This window comes from Amycolatopsis orientalis DSM 43388 (assembly GCF_000411975.1).
GTDB lineage: Bacteria > Actinomycetota > Actinomycetes > Mycobacteriales > Pseudonocardiaceae > Amycolatopsis > Amycolatopsis orientalis_D.
In genome coordinates this window covers 84222-99650 of sequence record NZ_ASXG01000154.1, presented here as the reverse complement: position 1 = coordinate 99650, position 15429 = coordinate 84222, and the positions used below count along the sequence as shown (strand labels likewise).

Below are 15429 nucleotides of genomic sequence, written 5' to 3'. Positions count from 1 at the left end.
GGTCCGGGGTCCCGCGGCCCGGACCGCCTCGACCCGGCGTCAGCCGTAGGAGTAGAAGCCCTCGCCGGTCTTGACCCCGAGCTTTCCCGCGTCGACGTACCCGCGCAGCAGCTCCCTCGGCCCGGCCGGCAGGTGCGGATTCTCGTCCGCGTAATGGTTTTCGATGTCCAGCACGACGTCCAGGCCGACCTGGTCCATCATCTGGAACGGCCCGTACGGCAGACGCCAGTTGATCTTGAACATCCCGTCCACGTCCTCCGGCCGGGCGACGCCCTCCGCGACGACGGCCAGCGATTCCCGTTTGATCGCCGCCCACACGCGGTTGAAGATGAAGCCGACGCTTTCCTTGCGCGCCTCGAAGGGATGAATGCCGAACTCCGGCAACACTCCGAGCAGCGTGTCGAGCACGGTGCGGCTGGTTTCGCCGTCGGACATGAGGTCGACCGCGTTCGCCGTCGGCGGCATGTAGAAGTGGATGTTGCACAGCCGCGATTTGTCGCGCACCTTCTCGGCCATCATCCGCGACGGATACGACGACGAGTTTGTCGCGAAAATCGTGTCGGCGGGCGCGGCTTCGTCGATTTGGCCCCACAGCGGGATTTTGATGTCCAGCCGCTCCGGCACCGCTTCCACGGCGAGCCACGCGTCGCGCAACGCGTCCTCGATCGACGCCGCGCCCTCGACCCGGCCGAGCTCGCCGCTGCCGCGTTTTTCCAGCACGACGGGCAAGGTTTCCGCCACGTAGTCCGCGGCCGCCGCGACCTGTTCCGCGCTCGGGTCGCTGATCCGCACGGTGCCGCCGCGCGAGGCGAACATCAGCGCGATGCGCCTGCCCAGCGTCCCGGCCCCGAACACGGTGACCGGCCGGTCGCGGATCTGGTCGAATGTGTACGCGTACGGCATGGCGGCTCACCTTTCGATCTCGCGCCAAGAAGACCACCCGCCCCCGCCCGCCGCAATTCCGCATCCACTGGCGGGGGACCGGCCGTGCGGATTGCGGCGACGGTCGTTCAATTACTGGTACTGGCCTCCCGCACCCCGGTGAGCGGAAAGGTGCCGCCGCCGGACACCGTGACGGAGCCGGAGAACGCGTCCCCGTCGACCGTGCCGTGCACGCTCACCTCGAAGCGCACCGGATCGGATACCAGGGCGGTGAAGGCGACCTTCTGCCCCTCGACCGTCCCCGACACGATGGGGACGGTGATCTTCAGCTGGGTGTCGAAAATGGAACCGGAGACCTTAGTGCCGTGGGTGACGAGGTCGAGGAGCAGGTCCTTGCTTCCCGCGGGATGGATGAAGGTGACCTTCCAGCTTCCGTCCGGACCGGTTTCGCCACTGGCCGGCCGGGACTGGCGGTCCGGCGCGGCCACGGGAACCGGAACTTCGCCGAGTGCCGGTTGCCCGGGTTTCACCGGAACGCCTGCGGAGTTCAGGAACCCCGCCATCATCCGGTAGTAACCGACGAGGAACAGGATTTCGATGATCTCCGCGTGGTCGCGGGTCGCGGCGAGAGCTGCCCAGGTTTCGTCGGACACGAAGACATTCGCGCACAACTCGTCGACGGCACGCAGCACCGCGTCGTCCTCCGGCGGCCAGCTCGCGTCCGGAGCGGAGAGGGCCGCGATCTCCTCCTCGGTCGCGCCGCCGCCGAGCGCCGCGGGCGCGTGGTTCGCCCATTCGTAGGGAGCGTCACACCGGAGCGCGACGCGGAGGATCGCCAGCTCGCGGATCCGCGGATGCAGTTTCCCTCGGCCCAGCAGGTAAGCACCCAGCGCGCCGGACGCCTGCAGGACTTCCGGCGCGCGGGCGAGCACCTGGATCACGGTGTCCGCGCCGAGTTTCGCCAGCTTTCGCTGTTCGGGATCCATCTCGTCGAGTTCGAGCGGCGGGATGCGGGGAGTCGTCGCGTGCGGGATGTCAGTTTCCTTCCGCGGGCAGGCGGTCGAGCGCCGCCTGCGCTTCGTCGAGGCTGAGCTGCGGATGCGAGTAGATGTCGATCAGCGCGCGGGCGAGCAGGCGGTCGCCCGCCGGGCTGAGGATGTCGACGCCGGCCGCGCGCGAAATGTGCTGGTGCAGCAAGGTGATCGACAACGCCATCGCGGTGCCGATCGCGGCGCGGACCTTGGGGTCGACCGTCGGCGGATCCGGCCGTTGCCGATCAGCGGCGACAAGCCGGCGCGTGCCGAGCTCGACCATCTCGTCGAACAACGGCGCGACGCCGCCTTCGACCAACGCCCGGACGAGGTAGTCCCGGTACGGCCCGACCGCGACTCGCGCCGCCGCGACCGGATTCGCGGTGCCGCTGGTCGCGAGGTCTTCCGGCACCTGGTCGTCGAGCTGGCGGAGGAGCTTGATCAGGTGTTCGTCGCACGCCTCGCGGAGCGCCTGTTTGGACCCGAAGTGGTGCCGCACCAACCCGAGCGACACTCCGGCTTCCGCCGCGATGCCCCGGATGGTGGCGCGCTCGAAGCCGTGCTCGCCGAAGTGCCGCATCGCCGCGTCGCGGATGCGGGCGCGCGCGGTGAGGTCGTCGGGGTCGGTCATGACGCCGTCGCTATACGCATGAACAGTAGACTATACCTTCGTATAGCCAGCGCGCAGGGCGATGTGGCGCGAGAACGTCGTCGTCCCCGCGGCGGCGCTGCTCAGAACTGCTTTTCGCCGCCGTCGACGTAGATGTTCGTGCCGAGGAGAAAACTGCTCTGGTCCGAAGCGAGGAACAGCACGGCGTCCGCGACCTCGCGCGGCGTGCCCATCCGGCCGAGCGGAACCCGCGCCGCGAAACTCGCCCGGGCCTCGTCGACCTGGTCCGCGCCGACCGTCTTCTCGAGCACCGGCGTGTCGATCGTCCCGGGGGAGACGACGTTGACCCGGATGCCGCGGCCCTTCAGCTCATTGGCCCAAGTCCGGGCGTAGGAACGGATCGCCGCCTTGGACGCCGAGTACGTCCCGAACGATGCGAGGCCGTCGTCGGCGCGGACCGACGAGTTCAGGATCACCGACGCGCCCTTGTTGAGCAGCGGCAACGCTTTCTGCACAGTGAAGAGCGTGCCGCGCACGTTTGTGCCGAAGACCTGGTCGAAGTGCTCTACGGTGGTCTCCTCCAGGCTGGCGAAGGATCCCGCCGCCGCATTGGCGAACACGATGTCGAGCCCCTTGCCGCGGGCGCGAACCGCGTCGTAAAGCCGATCCAAGTCGGCCGGATCGGCGATGTCGCCCGGCACCGCGGTGGCCGAACCGATGGTCTTCGCGGCCACTTCCAGCGCGTCGGCGCTCCGGCCGGTGATGAAGACGTGCGCGCCCTCCGCGGCGAGCCGTTCGGCCGCGGCGAGGCCGATCCCGCTGCTGCCGCCGGTGACGACCGCCGTCCTGCCCTCGAGCTGTCCCATTTGCTGACCTCCGCATATTTCGGTACCGATCGGTACTTAAAGCGACCGTAGCACTTCTGAACCGATCGGTACCGAAGGGGTATGCTGGCGCGGTGACCAATCCGGGCAAGGCGCACCTCGGCCGGCCGCGCGGCTTCGATGCCGACGAGGCGCTGCGGCGCGCCATGCTGGTCTTCTGGGAGCACGGCTACGAAGGGGCCAGCCTCGCCGATCTGACGGGTGCCATGGGCATCACGAAGACCAGCATGTACGCGGCTTTCGGCAACAAAGAGCAGTTGTTCCGCAAAGCCTTGGCGCTCTACGACGAAGGCCCCGCCTCCTACGGACCGCGAGCGTGGGCGGAACCGACCGCCGCGAAGGTGGCCGCCGCGATACTCAACGGGGCCGTCGAGGCGACGACCGCTCCCGACTGGCCGCGCGGATGCCTTGGGGTGCAAGGCTCATTGGCGGCGGGCGAACTGGGCCACCCCGCGCGTGAATTGCTCGTCGAGTGGCGAAACGCCGCGCGTCGGGCGCTGGAGAAGCGATTCCAGCGCGCCATCGACGAGCGCGACTTGCCGCCGGATGCCGATCCGGCGCGGCTGGCTCGCTACATCATGACCGTCGCGTTCGGGATCGCCGTCGAGGCGGCCAGCGGCGCAACCCGTGAAGAGCTGCAGGAAGTCGCCGACACGGCCCTGCGCAACTGGCCGGATGCCTGACTTTCAGCGGTTGAGGTAAAGATCGACCGCGACGGTCATCCGGGCGCGGAATTCGTCCCGGGTCTCCGCGTCGTGCTTGATCCCGATCGCGGTGCTGATCAGCGTTCCGGCGACGTCGGCGGGGGAGCGGCCTCCGATCGCCTCGATGACGAGTTCGCGGAACCGTTTCGGGTACTCGGCCGGCATGCTGCCGAGCAGATCGGGGTTCGAGTCGATCAGCACTCCGATCTCCGCGGCCATCGGCCCGACGTAGCGTCCGGCCCAATGGTCGAACGCCTCGACCAGCCGCTCGCGCAGCGGTTGCCGCGAATCGGCGAGAGCGGCCCGGGCTTCCTCGATGCTGCTTTCGAGCGAATGCTGCACGGTGGCGCGGAACAGCTCCGGCTTGGACGAGAAGTAGAAATACAGGCCCGGACGCGAAATGTCCGCCGCCTTCGCGACGTCGTCCATCGACGCCTTGCGATAGCCGTAGCGCGCGAACACCTCCAAGGCCGAGTCCAGTACCTGCGTGCGCCGATCACTGCCCATAGCCACACTATACAAACTTCGTCTACTGCGTATAGTTCAAAGAGTGCCTCAACCCTCCCTCATTCGCACCGCTTTCGACGCCACCAGCGCCGCCGACGACGTCGTCGCAGGCCAGAACCTCGCCGGCGTCCGCGCAGTCGTCACCGGCGCCACCTCCGGCCTCGGCCGCGAAACAGCCCGCGCGCTCGCCTCTGTCGGCGCGGACGTCACGCTGGCCGTACGCGACACCGCCCTCGGCGCGACCGTCGCCGACGACATCGTCGCGTCCACCGGAAACCGCGCCGTGAGCTTCGCCCACCTCGACCTGGCCGACCTCGGCACCGTCACCCAATTCACCGACAGCTGGCACGGTCCGCTGCACCTGCTGATCAACAATGCCGGCGTCATGCGCCCGACTCTGGGCCGCACTCCGCAGGGTTGGGAACTGCAGTTCGCGACCAATCACCTCGGCCATTTCGCACTAGCACTGGGCCTGCACGACGCCTTAGCCGCAGGCGCGAATCAGCGAGGGGCGGCCCGGATCGTGGCGGTGACCTCCGGTGCGCACATGTACTCACCTGTTGTCTTTGATGATCTCCACTTTACTCGTCGCGCCTACGACCCCCAATGGGCTTACGCGCAGTCGAAAACTGCCAACTCGCTGTTCGCCGTGGAAGCGACCCGGCGGTGGGCGCCGGAGGGAATCGTCGCCAACGCGGTCAACCCCGGCGGAGTTTCCACTGGCCTGCAACGGGATTTCACCCAAGACATGAAGGACCACTTGGACCGGCTGGAAGCCGCGGGAGTCTTCACATACAAGACCATCGGACAAGGCGCAGCCACCACTCTCGTCGCCGCGACCGCGCCAGAATTCGCCCATAACGGTGGCCATTACCTGGACGACGGCAACGAAGCCGCGACAGTTCCGGACGACGTCGACCTGACCGGCAACAGCCACGCCGTCAAACGCTGGGCCCGCGACCCCGCCGCCGCACGGCAACTGTGGGAGGTGTCTCTCGCTCTGGTCCGCCAGCCCTGACCAGGCTGGATCTCCGACACGGTCCGCGCAAAATTTGGTGCCACCGGGTCGTTTCCCTGAATTGCCCTGCCTTGATCCGCAATGTTTCCGCCGCGGAGACGATCTGTGGTTGTCATCGCGGGTGGCGAACGCGATGGGCCCCAGCCCGGAACGGACCGCGTTGCTGGCCGATGCAGTACGAAGCGCCGACCGCCTGGTTTGCACCGGCCGCGGAGACGCCGTGCTGGACCCGGGATCCGAACACCGACCCGCTGCAAGTTCTCGCCGGCCGAATGCGCCGCCTCGCCCTGGGCCTGGCCGAACAGTTCGACCGCCGCAACGGCAATATTTTCCAAGGCGACCGGATCCGCACTCGCCTGCCGCTGAACCGCTCACCGACTTCCTGCCGCTCGAACCGACCAGCCGCCCGCCGCTGAACCAGCCGCCCGTCGCTGAACCAGCCGCCCGCCGCTGAACCTGCCGCCCGTCGCTGAACCAGCCGCCCGTCGCTGAACCGGCCGCCCGTCGCTGAACCTGCTGTCCCGCCCGGACTGTCCAATGAGGACCGACCGATCGCCCGCACGGAATGGCACGACCTGCCGGACGAAGCACACGCCTCGCGTCGGCGCTCCTTGGCCGGGAGCTGCCTCAGTCGGGGGTGACGACGCGCCGCACACTCTCGCGGAGCAGGGCGCGGCGTTGTTCATGCACGTGCTCGGGTTCCTGCTCGGTGGCGGCGTAGACGTTGCTCACCGGGGACCACGCCATGGACATCGCGATGACCATGGCCATCAGGTCGAACGGGTCGCCGGACCGGATCAGGCCCGCGGCCTGTGCCTCGGCGATGGCGCGCAGTTTGGCGTCGTCGAGGCGGTCGGCGTCGTCGACGAGATGGCCGGCCGGGCGGCGTTCCAGTCGCGCCCAGGTGGCCAGCCGGATCAGGTCGGGGCGACGGAGGTACTCGTCGTAGAGGCGCACGGCCCAGTCCGCCAGGTCGGTCGCGTCGATCGGCACGACGGTCATGATCCGTTCCAGCGAGCCGAAGAAGATCGCGTCGAACAACCCTTCCTTGCTGCCGAAATAACCGTAGAGCTGAGCCTTGTTGGTGCGTGCAGCGGACACGATGCGTTCGACGCGGGCCCCGGCGATGCCGTGCTCGGCGAACTCCTGGGTGGCCACGTCCAGGATGCGCTGTCTGGTGGCTGCGCCACGCGCGGTCAGGGGCTTGTCAGCCATGCCGGACAGGCTAACAACAGACCAGTCGGTTTGCCGAAGTGTCCGTGCGCAGCTACTCTCGCGATAGACCGAACAGTCTGTTTATTATGGGAGTGATCATGAGGAGCACCGTGGGCTGGCTGGCCGACCGGCCCGGGAGCCCGCTGCGCCGGGTGTCATTCGAACGCCGGGACCTGCGGCCCGACGACGTCGCGGTGCGAGTGGACTACTGCGGCGTCTGCCACAGCGATCTGCACGCCATCCACGCCCTGCCCGAGACCGGGGACGCAGAGTTGGTGCCGGGCCACGAATTCACCGGGGTGGTGACCGCGATCGGTCCCGACGTCACCGCTTTCGCGGTTGGCGACGTGGTCGCGGTCGGCAACATCGTCGACTCGTGCGGCGCCTGCGCGATGTGCCGGGCGGGCCAAGAGAACTTCTGCGCCGAGTTCCCGACTCTGACCTACGGCGGCACCGACCGCCACGACGGGTCGGCCACGCTCGGGGCCTACTCCCGCGAGTACGTCGTCCGCGACCTGTTCGCCTACCCGCTGCCGGCCGGGCTCGATGCCGCGGCCGCGGCTCCGTTGCTGTGCGCCGGAATCACCGTCTGGGAGCCGCTGCGCGCTCTCGGCGTCGGACCGGGCACCCGCGTCGCGGTCGCCGGACTGGGCGGCCTCGGGCACCTCGCGATCAAGCTCGCCGTCGCTCTCGGTGCCGAAACCACGGTTATCAGCCGATCGGCGGACAAGGCTGACGACGCGCGTCGGCTGGGCGCCCACGAAGTGATCGTGTCCACCGACCAGCGACAGATGACCGCTGCCCGCAACCGGTTCGACGTCCTGCTCGACACCATCGCCGTCCCCCATGAGCTAGGCCCCTACCTGGGGCTCGTAGCCATGGATGGGACGCTCACCCAGCTCGGGCACCTCGGGCCGGTCACCGTGCAGGCGATGGACCTGCTCGTCGGACGCAAGAACCTCAGCTCGGCCGGCAGCGGCGGCCGCCCGGCGACCGCCGAGATGCTGGAGTTCTGCGCCCAGCACAACATCACCGCGGACATTGAGCTCATGCCCTCCGCTCGGGTAAACGAAGCTCTCGACCGCCTGGGGCACGGCGATGTCCGCTATCGCTTTGTCCTGGACCTGTCCGACCTGTCGTAGACAACCACGGCCCTTACCGGGATCGCTCACTACACGACGCCGTCGGCAACGGCCGCTCTTGTACGGAAGCTGCGACCGGATCAGGCCGTCGGCCGCCCAGCCCCCGCATAGTCGTCACCCGGCTTCCGATACGGATGAACCTGCACCGCCTGCCCAGTCTGCGGCGCGTCGATCATCTGCTGGTTCCCGATGTACAGGCCCACGTGATGGATCTTCGAAGCGGGCTCGCCGAAGAAGATCAAATCGCCCAATTGAGGTTCGCTCACATGGGCAACGCTGCGAAACTGCGTATCCGCCGTCCGCATCAGTTTGACGTTCGCGCTCGCGTAAGCCGCGGTCGTCAAACCGGAACAGTCAAACCCAGGGTCGGCGTCGCGAGTGCCGTTGCCGCCCCAGACGTAGGGCAGCCCGATCTGATCGATCGCGAAGTCGACCGCAGTAAGCACCGCGGGATTAGGCGGCTGATCGCTTTGCCCCACCGTGCCGTAGACGTTGGTCGTCGCCAGCGTCCGATGCAAGACGACCGGCGCCGGTTCCAACGTGGCGACCCCGTTCCACCAGTCCGTCGCCAAATCGCGGCCATTCGCGCAGAGCGCACGCCCAGCCGTGAGCGCCGAGTCGTCGATGCTCTGAATGTCAGGCTTGCCGCCGGACGCACTGCGCTGCCACTTGCCCCACACCGCAGGCGAGAGCTGCAACGGCCCCGCGGCCCCCGGCGTCGACACGGGCCGGTGATAGAAGTCGAGAACTTCCACCGTGCCAAGCGGTTTCGCGAGAGTCCCGTTCTCTCCGATCCGATCACCCTGCGCCCGCCCGTGATCACTGGCGATCTTCCCGATCGCGGCGAGAGTGATCCAGGACAGGTGACAGTCAGGCTGTTCTTTGCTGAGCGTCACGGTTGCCTGCGCGTAGCCGTTCATCGCCCGCAACGGAATGTCGAGCCACTGACTGGTCCGCGACGCCCACGCCCCGAACTCCCCAGCCCGCGGCACCCCAGGCTGAGCTGGCGCTGCCGACGTCGACGCAGCGGAGGTCGGAACCGTCTTCTGACCCCCCGGAGCCAACGACGACGTCGCCGCGACGTCCCCCGAATTCGCCTGACCGGCACCGCCCGGCAAAACCCGCACCGCGACCACCAACGCCGCGACGACCACCACAACCGCCGCCAACTTCACCACGACTCGCCGATTCCGCGCGAGAACCCCCTGCCCCGCAGCCCCCGCGCCCCCTCCTTCCGACGCCTGAGCTTCGTCGCCATTTAATGGCGAATCGACGCCGGCCCCAGAACCTTCGCCACTCGACGACGAACCACCAGACGCTCCAAAAACGTCTCCACCCAACGGCGACCCGCTGCCCACCTCGCCCGAGTCCCCACCTCGCGACGCGACATCGCCCACCCCAGAAGTTTCGCCACTCAGCGGCGACACCCTGGCCGACCCAACATTTTCGCCACCGGCCGGCGACGCCGCACCAACCGCCACCTCACCCGAGCCGCCTGTTTCGCCGCTGACCGGCGACGCCTCACCGGAAGCCGAAGCGCCGGTCCCGCCCGCTTCGCCGACAACCGGCGACACCTCACCGCCGACCGAAACTCGGGTGCCCGCTGTTTCGCCACAAACCGGCGACGTCCCACCCGGAGACAAAGCACCGGCACCGACCGATTCGCCACTTACCGGCGACACCTCGCCGGAAGCCGAAGCACCGCCACCGACGGATTCGCCACTCACCGGCGACGCCCAACCCGCCGACGAACCACCCGAGCCAACGGATTCGCCATTAACCGGCAACGCCCCCGCACCCCCAGGCTCGCCATCGCCCACACCAGCCGCCGCACCGGGAGTGACCAGCGATTCGCCATCCAGCGGCGAATCCCCGGCCCCGGCCATCACCGGCCCCCGGCGAGTCTCGACAACACGAACTCGCGCAGCACATCCAGTTCCGTATCCACCGCCACCTCGACCGACCGCCCGGTCGACCTGGTCGGCACCGCCCGCCGGTCGACGATCGTCATGCCGCGGGTCGGGCCGAAGCCGGAGTCGATGTCGACCGGGTAGGTCTCCGTGCGCAAGATCCCTGGCTGGATCGCCTCGGCGACAGCCACCGCGTCGTGCAGGACGATGCCTTCGTAACCGAGCACCTTGCGGTAGTGCGCGAGGTAGTCCGGCGTGAACGAGTCCAGCGCCTGCCCGACCGGTCCGGACGCGGCGAGTTTCGCCAGCCACGCGCTGTCGACCGCGCACCGGTGAGTGAGGTCGAGGGGGACCATCACGCACGGGACGTCGTCCTCGGCGATCACGCGCCGTGCCGCGTCCGGGTCGGCCCAGATGTTGAATTCGGAGACGGCGGTCGAGTTGCCGAGGGTGATCGCGCCGCCCATCAGGACGATTCGCGCGATCTTCGAGCACACCCCGGGATGCGCCGCGAGCAGGGCGGCGATGTTCGTGAGCGGGCCGATCGGCGCGATGGTCACTGGTTCGTCCGAGGCTTCGAGCAGCGAGACCATCAGGCTGACCGCGTCGGAATCCTCGAGCGGACGGGTGGCGTCGGGCAGCGAAGCGGCGTGCCCGGAAAGTCCGTCGGAGCCGTGAACAGTGCTCGCCCGGTGCAGTTCGCGGTAGAGAAGCGGCCGCGACGCACCCGCGGCGACCGGCACGTCCGGCCGGTCGCACAACTGCAGCAGCCGGCGCGCGTTCGAGGTCGTCGTGGTCAGCGGTACGTTGCCGAAGACCGTCGTCACAGCCAGCAGGTCGACGTCCGCCGACCTCGCGGCCAGTGCGATCGCGAAAGCGTCATCAACGCCGGGATCGGTGTCGATGATCAGCTTGGTGCCCATCCTGCTCCCCTTGCCTGTGGCCGGCCGTCGACCACAGGTTACGGTCAAGGACATGACGTCGATGTGGGGTGCGCCCGCGTTGTCGCGCGTGCGCGCCTGGCGGCGGGCCCGGCGGGACCCGCACCAGGCGAAGTTCCTGACGGCCGACTCGCTGCGCTGGATTCTGCGCAATCGCGCGTACACGCCGTGGTACCTCGTGCGGTATTACCGGCTGCTCAAATTCCGCATCGCGAACCCGCACATCATCCTGCGCGGCATGCTGTTCCTCGGCAAGAACGTCGAGATCCACTGCCGGCCCGGGTACGGCCGGATGGAGATCGGCCGTTGGGTGCACATCGGCGACGGCAATGCCATCCGCTGTCACGAGGGGTCCCTTCGCATCGGCGACAAGTCGGTGTTCGGGCGGCAGAACGTGATCAACTGCTACCTCGACATCGAGCTCGGCGCCGCCACGCTCGTCGCCGACTGGGTGTACATCTGCGACTTCGACCACGTGACCGCGGACATCCACGTGCCGATCAAGGACCAGGGCATCGTCAAGTCGCCGGTCAGGATCGGCCCGGACACGTGGCTCGGCACGAAGGTCAGCGTCCTCAAGGGCACGCGCGTCGGCCGCGGCAGCGTGCTCGGCGCGCACGCGGTGGTGCGCGGTGACATCCCGGATTACTCGATCGCGGTCGGTTCACCGGCCCGGGTGGTCCGCAACCGCGAGGACGACTACGCCGCGGATGCGGCCCGGCGCGAAGCGGTCGCCGATATGGCGCGCAAGGCGAACAAGGCCCTGCAGAAAACGCTCGGCGAAAGCTGACGCCAGCGCAGCCGCGCGTCGAGTTCGGTGCCGAAAATGACCTGACAGCGCCGATAGCCTCGCCTTATGAGCGAAGCCCTCCATCGGCACGTCGCCGCCTTCAACAACCGCGACCTCCAGGCGCTCCTCGACGGCTTTACCGACGACGCGGTCTGGATCACCGGAAGCAGCGTCGCGCGCGGACGCGACGAACTCACCGAGCTGTTCAGCGGTGCCATGGAACAACTTCTCCCGACGCTGGCGGTCGAAAACGTTCTCGCAGACGGTGACCAGGTCGCCGCCCAGTTGACGGAGCGACTCACCCACAACGGCGAGGACCACGTTTTCGCCATCGCCGGGTTCTATCGGCTGTCCGGCGACCGCATCAAGTCGGCGAAGATCTACCGCGAGGGCAGCGCCGAACTCGACTGACCTGTGTTGCCGTTTTTTGGCGAATCGCGCTGACCAGCGGAAATGCGATGCGGTGCTGCTCGATTAGCCAATCAACGGCGGCGGTGAACGGTCTGCACGCCTTCCGCCCGGCACCTACACGAGACGGCTCCGCCCTCGCCTTCGCCTCTGCTTCGTCGACGAAGACGACCTTCGCTGAGGTGCCATCGGCGCGGACGCGAGGGGCGAGTGAACGCTTCAGCGTGACACCCGTATGGGCGGCATCCAGACGGTAGACAGCAAGCCGCCGAAGCCGAGTGCGCGATTCCCGTTGTCGGTGGCGCAGACGGAGCGGCGGAGCGTCGCCGGAGCAGGGACCAACGTCGCCAACCTGCGGCAGCCCAGAGACCGAAGCGTTCCCCAGGCAAGCCAGCCCAGCGGCACCTCAGCGAAGCTCAGAGAAGGAAGTGGAACAACGGACTCCCCGGTTCCACCCGCTCCACCTGCAGCGGGCTCTTCTCCAGCCGCGCCAGGAGCCCGGGCAGGTCCGCGCGCCGCGGGATCTCGACGCCGATCAGCGCCGGACCGATCTCGCGATTGTTGCGCTTCACGTACTCGAACCGCGTGATGTCGTCCTCCGGACCGAGGATTTCGTCAAGGAACCGCCGGAGCGCCCCGGGTTCCTGCGGGAAGCTGACGAGGAAGTAGTGTTTCAACCCCTCGTGCATCAGCGAACGTTCGAGGATTTCGCTGTACCGGCTCACGTCGTTGTTGCCGCCGGACACGATGCACACCACCGTCTGCCCGGGCTCGACCTGCACGCTGGTGCCGAGCGAAGCAGCCGCGAGCGCACCCGCGGGCTCGGCGATGATGCCGTCCGATTGGTACATCGACAGCATCTCCGTACACACCGCGCCCTCGTCGACGGATGTCAGTTCCGCGCCGCTGTCCCGGATCAACGGGAACGTCACTTGGCCAGCCTCGCGCACCGCGGCACCGTCCACGAACGGGTCGACCGCATCGATCCGCACCGGCTCGCCCGCTTCGAGAGCAGCTGCCATGCACATCGCGCCCGCCGGTTCGACGCCGACGACCCGGATGTCCGGATGCCGCTCACGAACCCACGTCGCGATCCCGGCCAGTAGCCCACCGCCGCCCACCGGCACGACCAGGACATCCGGCACGAAGCCGAGCTGCGAGACCACTTCGAGCGCGACAGTGCCCTGACCGGCGACAGTGCGGACGTCGTCGAATGCCGGCACGAGCGTCGCCCCTGTGCGGTGAGCGTCGTCCTTCGCGGCGGCGAAGGCGTCTTCGTAGGTCTCTCCGACGACGATGACCTCGATGTGTGCGCCACCGAGCGCCGCAATACGTTCGCGCTTCTGCCGAGGCGTCGTGCCCGGCACGTACACGCGACCATTCGCCCCTAAACGGCGACACGCGTACGCGACGCCTTGGGCGTGGTTGCCGGCGCTCGCACACACGACACCGCGGGCCCGCGTCTCGGCGTCGAGCTGCACGATGAAGTTGTACGCGCCGCGGATCTTGTACGAGCGGACCGTCTGCTGGTCTTCGCGCTTAAGCCAGACGCGCGCGTCTACGCGGGACGAGAGACGCGCGTTGGGCTCCAGGGGCGTACGTGTGACCACGCCCGAGAGCCGTTCGGCGGCCTGCTCGACCAGTTCTGCGTTCACCGTGTCGATGTCGTGCACTCGGGTGAATGTACTTCGCACCCGGTGAACACGTCCGGGGCACTCATGTCACTGGCTGCGTTCACGTCTTCGGCACCGCCGGGTACGGGACGAAGGTGCTGGTGTTTTCGTCCACCGTGAGCGGTTTGCCGATCGCCGGAAACGCGCGTTGCGAACAAGCCGGCCGGTCGCAGACCTTGCAGCCCATGCCGATCGGCGTCGCGGCGGCGGGTTCGTCCAGGTCAAGGCCGGTCGAGTAGATCAGCCGGCCAGCGTGCCGAAGTTCGCAGCCGAGGCCGACCGTGAACGTCTTGCCCGGGCTGCCGTACCCGCCGATGTTGCGCGACACCGTCCGCGCGACCCAGAAGTATCGCTTCCCGTCCGGCAACGCCGCGATCTGCGTGAGGATCTTGCCCGGCGAGGTGAAGGCCTCGTAGATGTTCCACAACGGGCAAGCGCCGCCGACGCGCGAGAAGTGGAAACCCGCCGCTGACTGGCGTTTCGACATGTTCCCGGCCCGGTCGACCCGCACGAACGAGAACGGCACGCCGCGCTGTTTTGGCCGTTGAAGAGTCGACAGTCGGTGGCACGTGGTCTCGAACCCGACGCCGAAGTGGTCGCAAAGCCGCTCGATGTCGTACCGGAACTCCTCGGCCGCGGCCAGGAACGGGCCGTACGGCAGGATCAGCGCGCCGGCGAAGTAGTTCGCCAGGCCGACGCGCGCGAGCGTCCGAGCGGCCGGGCCGGAAAACGCCCACGAATCGGCGAGTTCGGTGATCAAGTCGTCGTATTCCAGCAGTGCGATCTGGGAGGCCATCCGGAACGCCTGCTGTCCGACGCGCAGGCTCGGGGCCAGCCGCAACACCCGCGTCGCCGGCTCGTATCGGTGCTGTTCACCCGCGGATTCGTTGATGCCCTCGTTTGTCACGTCGACGCCGTAGCGCTGCCAGAGCCGTTCCTTGAGCGACCCCAGCACCGACCCGCGGCGCAACGGGATCTGCGCGGCCATCTTCTCCGCCCGCTCGTCCAGTTCGGCGACGTAGTTCTCCCGCTCGTAGAAGAAGTCGCGAACCTCCTCGTGCGGCAACGGCGCCGCGGCGCTCCCGTGCAGGCCGAGCCCGTTTTCCGTGGTCAGCGCGGCCGTGCTCTCGACGGCGTTGCGGTAGCTGCGGTGCAGTTTCACCAGCGCCTGGGCGATCGACGGCAGGTTGCTGGCCAGCTCGTTCAGCTCGCTCGTGGTCGCCTCGATGCCCACGACCTCGTCGAGCAGGGCTTCTTTCACATCGGCGACGAGCCGCGAGGTGTCGTTGTTGGCGAAGAACTCGGTGTCGACCCCGAACGCCTGCGTGATCCGCAGCAGCACCGGCACGGTCAGCGGGCGCGAGTTGTGCTCGATCTGATTGAGATAACTGGGTGAGATCTCGAGCACACGGGCGAGATCCGCCTGGCTCATCGACCGGCTTTCGCGAAGATGCCGCAGCCTCGCTCCGGCGAAAGTTTTGTCCATGGGTGCTCCGTCCGGCCGGAAGGTTTCCGGGCCTGAACGATTACGTGAACGATCAAGCCCGCGAATTTTCGCTGCGATTGCGAACCGCTGATTCGCAACCTTTGCAACATGCTAGGCAATCTTCGCAGAAATTGGCAAATTGGAGCGGTAGACCGCGTTTTCGGGCTCGTGTCAGGGTTGTGACCAGGCAAGGCGAGCAATCGCAAACTTCGCAACACGGGAGAGTCC

16 protein-coding genes are annotated in these 15429 nt (G+C 67.9%); 6 read left to right on the top strand and 10 right to left on the bottom strand.

The features are described from left to right. Positions 1-39: 39 nt before the first annotated feature. The 4 genes from L942_RS30825 to L942_RS30810 form a co-directional block, all read right to left on the bottom strand. Positions 40-903: a 3-hydroxyacyl-CoA dehydrogenase family protein gene (locus tag L942_RS30825; RefSeq protein WP_037367224.1), complete on the bottom strand. Its 864-nt coding sequence runs from the start codon at positions 901-903 to the stop codon at positions 40-42. A 107-nt stretch (positions 904-1010) separates the two neighbouring features. Beyond that, positions 1011-1868 carry a carboxymuconolactone decarboxylase family protein gene (locus tag L942_RS30820; protein ID WP_235079517.1) on the bottom strand — a complete coding sequence of 286 codons (858 nt, stop codon included), beginning with the start codon at positions 1866-1868 and terminating at the stop codon, positions 1011-1013. A gap of 49 nt (positions 1869-1917) precedes the next feature. Further along, positions 1918-2544, bottom strand: coding sequence for a TetR/AcrR family transcriptional regulator (locus L942_RS30815; RefSeq protein WP_037367222.1), 627 nt, complete (start codon positions 2542-2544; stop codon positions 1918-1920). Positions 2545-2645: 101 nt separating this feature from the next. Beyond that, the gene (locus L942_RS30810) at positions 2646-3389 is read right to left on the bottom strand and encodes an SDR family oxidoreductase (RefSeq protein WP_037367221.1); all 744 of its coding nucleotides are present in this window, start codon (positions 3387-3389) and stop codon (positions 2646-2648) included. A gap of 92 nt (positions 3390-3481) precedes the next feature. Between L942_RS30810 and L942_RS30805 the strand changes: the two genes are divergently transcribed. After that, complete coding sequence (locus L942_RS30805) at positions 3482-4090, top strand: TetR/AcrR family transcriptional regulator (RefSeq protein WP_037367220.1); 609 nt, start codon at positions 3482-3484, stop codon at positions 4088-4090. A gap of 3 nt (positions 4091-4093) precedes the next feature. Here L942_RS30805 and L942_RS30800 read toward each other — a convergent pair whose 3' ends face one another. Next, complete coding sequence (locus L942_RS30800) at positions 4094-4618, bottom strand: TetR/AcrR family transcriptional regulator (protein WP_051166364.1); 525 nt, start codon at positions 4616-4618, stop codon at positions 4094-4096. Between the two features lie 43 nt (positions 4619-4661). On the opposite strand from L942_RS30800, the gene L942_RS30795 reads away from it, so the two are divergent. Both L942_RS30795 and L942_RS30790 read left to right on the top strand, forming a co-directional pair. Continuing rightward, positions 4662-5636, top strand: a complete 975-nt coding sequence (locus L942_RS30795) for an SDR family NAD(P)-dependent oxidoreductase (protein WP_037367218.1) — start codon at positions 4662-4664, stop codon at positions 5634-5636. A 170-nt stretch (positions 5637-5806) separates the two neighbouring features. Beyond that, complete coding sequence (locus tag L942_RS30790; RefSeq protein WP_037367217.1) at positions 5807-6052, top strand: hypothetical protein; 246 nt, start codon at positions 5807-5809, stop codon at positions 6050-6052. A 211-nt stretch (positions 6053-6263) separates the two neighbouring features. Here L942_RS30790 and L942_RS30785 read toward each other — a convergent pair whose 3' ends face one another. Further along, a complete protein-coding gene (locus L942_RS30785) occupies positions 6264-6851 on the bottom strand; it encodes a TetR family transcriptional regulator (protein ID WP_037367216.1) in 588 nt (195 codons plus the stop codon). A 98-nt stretch (positions 6852-6949) separates the two neighbouring features. Between L942_RS30785 and L942_RS30780 the strand changes: the two genes are divergently transcribed. Further along, positions 6950-7993 carry an NAD(P)-dependent alcohol dehydrogenase gene (locus tag L942_RS30780; protein ID WP_037367392.1) on the top strand — a complete coding sequence of 348 codons (1044 nt, stop codon included), beginning with the start codon at positions 6950-6952 and terminating at the stop codon, positions 7991-7993. 80 nt (positions 7994-8073) lie between these two features. On the opposite strand, the gene L942_RS30775 is transcribed toward L942_RS30780, so the two are convergent. Together L942_RS30775 and L942_RS30770 are read right to left on the bottom strand one after the other, a co-directional pair. After that, a complete protein-coding gene (locus L942_RS30775; RefSeq protein ID WP_037367215.1) occupies positions 8074-9171 on the bottom strand; it encodes a C40 family peptidase in 1098 nt (365 codons plus the stop codon). A gap of 707 nt (positions 9172-9878) precedes the next feature. After that, positions 9879-10826: a nucleoside hydrolase gene (locus L942_RS30770; protein WP_037367214.1), complete on the bottom strand. Its 948-nt coding sequence runs from the start codon at positions 10824-10826 to the stop codon at positions 9879-9881. 52 nt (positions 10827-10878) lie between these two features. Between L942_RS30770 and L942_RS30765 the strand changes: the two genes are divergently transcribed. Together L942_RS30765 and L942_RS30760 are read left to right on the top strand one after the other, a co-directional pair. Continuing rightward, positions 10879-11634, top strand: coding sequence for an acyltransferase (locus L942_RS30765; protein WP_037367213.1), 756 nt, complete (start codon positions 10879-10881; stop codon positions 11632-11634). A 66-nt stretch (positions 11635-11700) separates the two neighbouring features. Next, a complete protein-coding gene (locus L942_RS30760; protein ID WP_037367212.1) occupies positions 11701-12045 on the top strand; it encodes a nuclear transport factor 2 family protein in 345 nt (114 codons plus the stop codon). 413 nt (positions 12046-12458) lie between these two features. On the opposite strand, the gene ilvA is transcribed toward L942_RS30760, so the two are convergent. After that, entirely contained in the window at positions 12459-13715 is a 1257-nt protein-coding gene (gene ilvA, locus L942_RS30755) for a threonine ammonia-lyase IlvA (RefSeq protein WP_037367211.1), read from the bottom strand. A 61-nt stretch (positions 13716-13776) separates the two neighbouring features. Beyond that, positions 13777-15201, bottom strand: coding sequence for a short-chain fatty acyl-CoA regulator family protein (locus L942_RS30750; RefSeq protein WP_037367210.1), 1425 nt, complete (start codon positions 15199-15201; stop codon positions 13777-13779). Positions 15202-15429 lie beyond the last annotated feature (228 nt).

Excerpts from the sequence above, each read along its gene's own strand:
- L942_RS30825 (WP_037367224.1), bottom strand. The coding sequence starts at position 903 with ATGCCGTACGCGTACACATTCGACCAGATCCGCGACCGGCCGGTCACC.
- L942_RS30820 (WP_235079517.1), bottom strand. The coding sequence starts at position 1,868 with ATGGATCCCGAACAGCGAAAGCTGGCGAAACTCGGCGCGGACACCGTG.
- L942_RS30815 (WP_037367222.1), bottom strand. The coding sequence starts at position 2,544 with ATGACCGACCCCGACGACCTCACCGCGCGCGCCCGCATCCGCGACGCG.
- L942_RS30810 (WP_037367221.1), bottom strand. The coding sequence starts at position 3,389 with ATGGGACAGCTCGAGGGCAGGACGGCGGTCGTCACCGGCGGCAGCAGC.
- L942_RS30800 (WP_051166364.1), bottom strand. The coding sequence starts at position 4,618 with ATGGGCAGTGATCGGCGCACGCAGGTACTGGACTCGGCCTTGGAGGTG.
- L942_RS30790 (WP_037367217.1), top strand. The coding sequence starts at position 5,807 with ATGCAGTACGAAGCGCCGACCGCCTGGTTTGCACCGGCCGCGGAGACG.
- L942_RS30785 (WP_037367216.1), bottom strand. The coding sequence starts at position 6,851 with ATGGCTGACAAGCCCCTGACCGCGCGTGGCGCAGCCACCAGACAGCGC.
- L942_RS30780 (WP_037367392.1), top strand. The coding sequence starts at position 6,950 with ATGAGGAGCACCGTGGGCTGGCTGGCCGACCGGCCCGGGAGCCCGCTG.
- L942_RS30770 (WP_037367214.1), bottom strand. The coding sequence starts at position 10,826 with ATGGGCACCAAGCTGATCATCGACACCGATCCCGGCGTTGATGACGCT.
- L942_RS30765 (WP_037367213.1), top strand. The coding sequence starts at position 10,879 with ATGACGTCGATGTGGGGTGCGCCCGCGTTGTCGCGCGTGCGCGCCTGG.
- L942_RS30760 (WP_037367212.1), top strand. The coding sequence starts at position 11,701 with ATGAGCGAAGCCCTCCATCGGCACGTCGCCGCCTTCAACAACCGCGAC.
- L942_RS30750 (WP_037367210.1), bottom strand. The coding sequence starts at position 15,201 with ATGGACAAAACTTTCGCCGGAGCGAGGCTGCGGCATCTTCGCGAAAGC.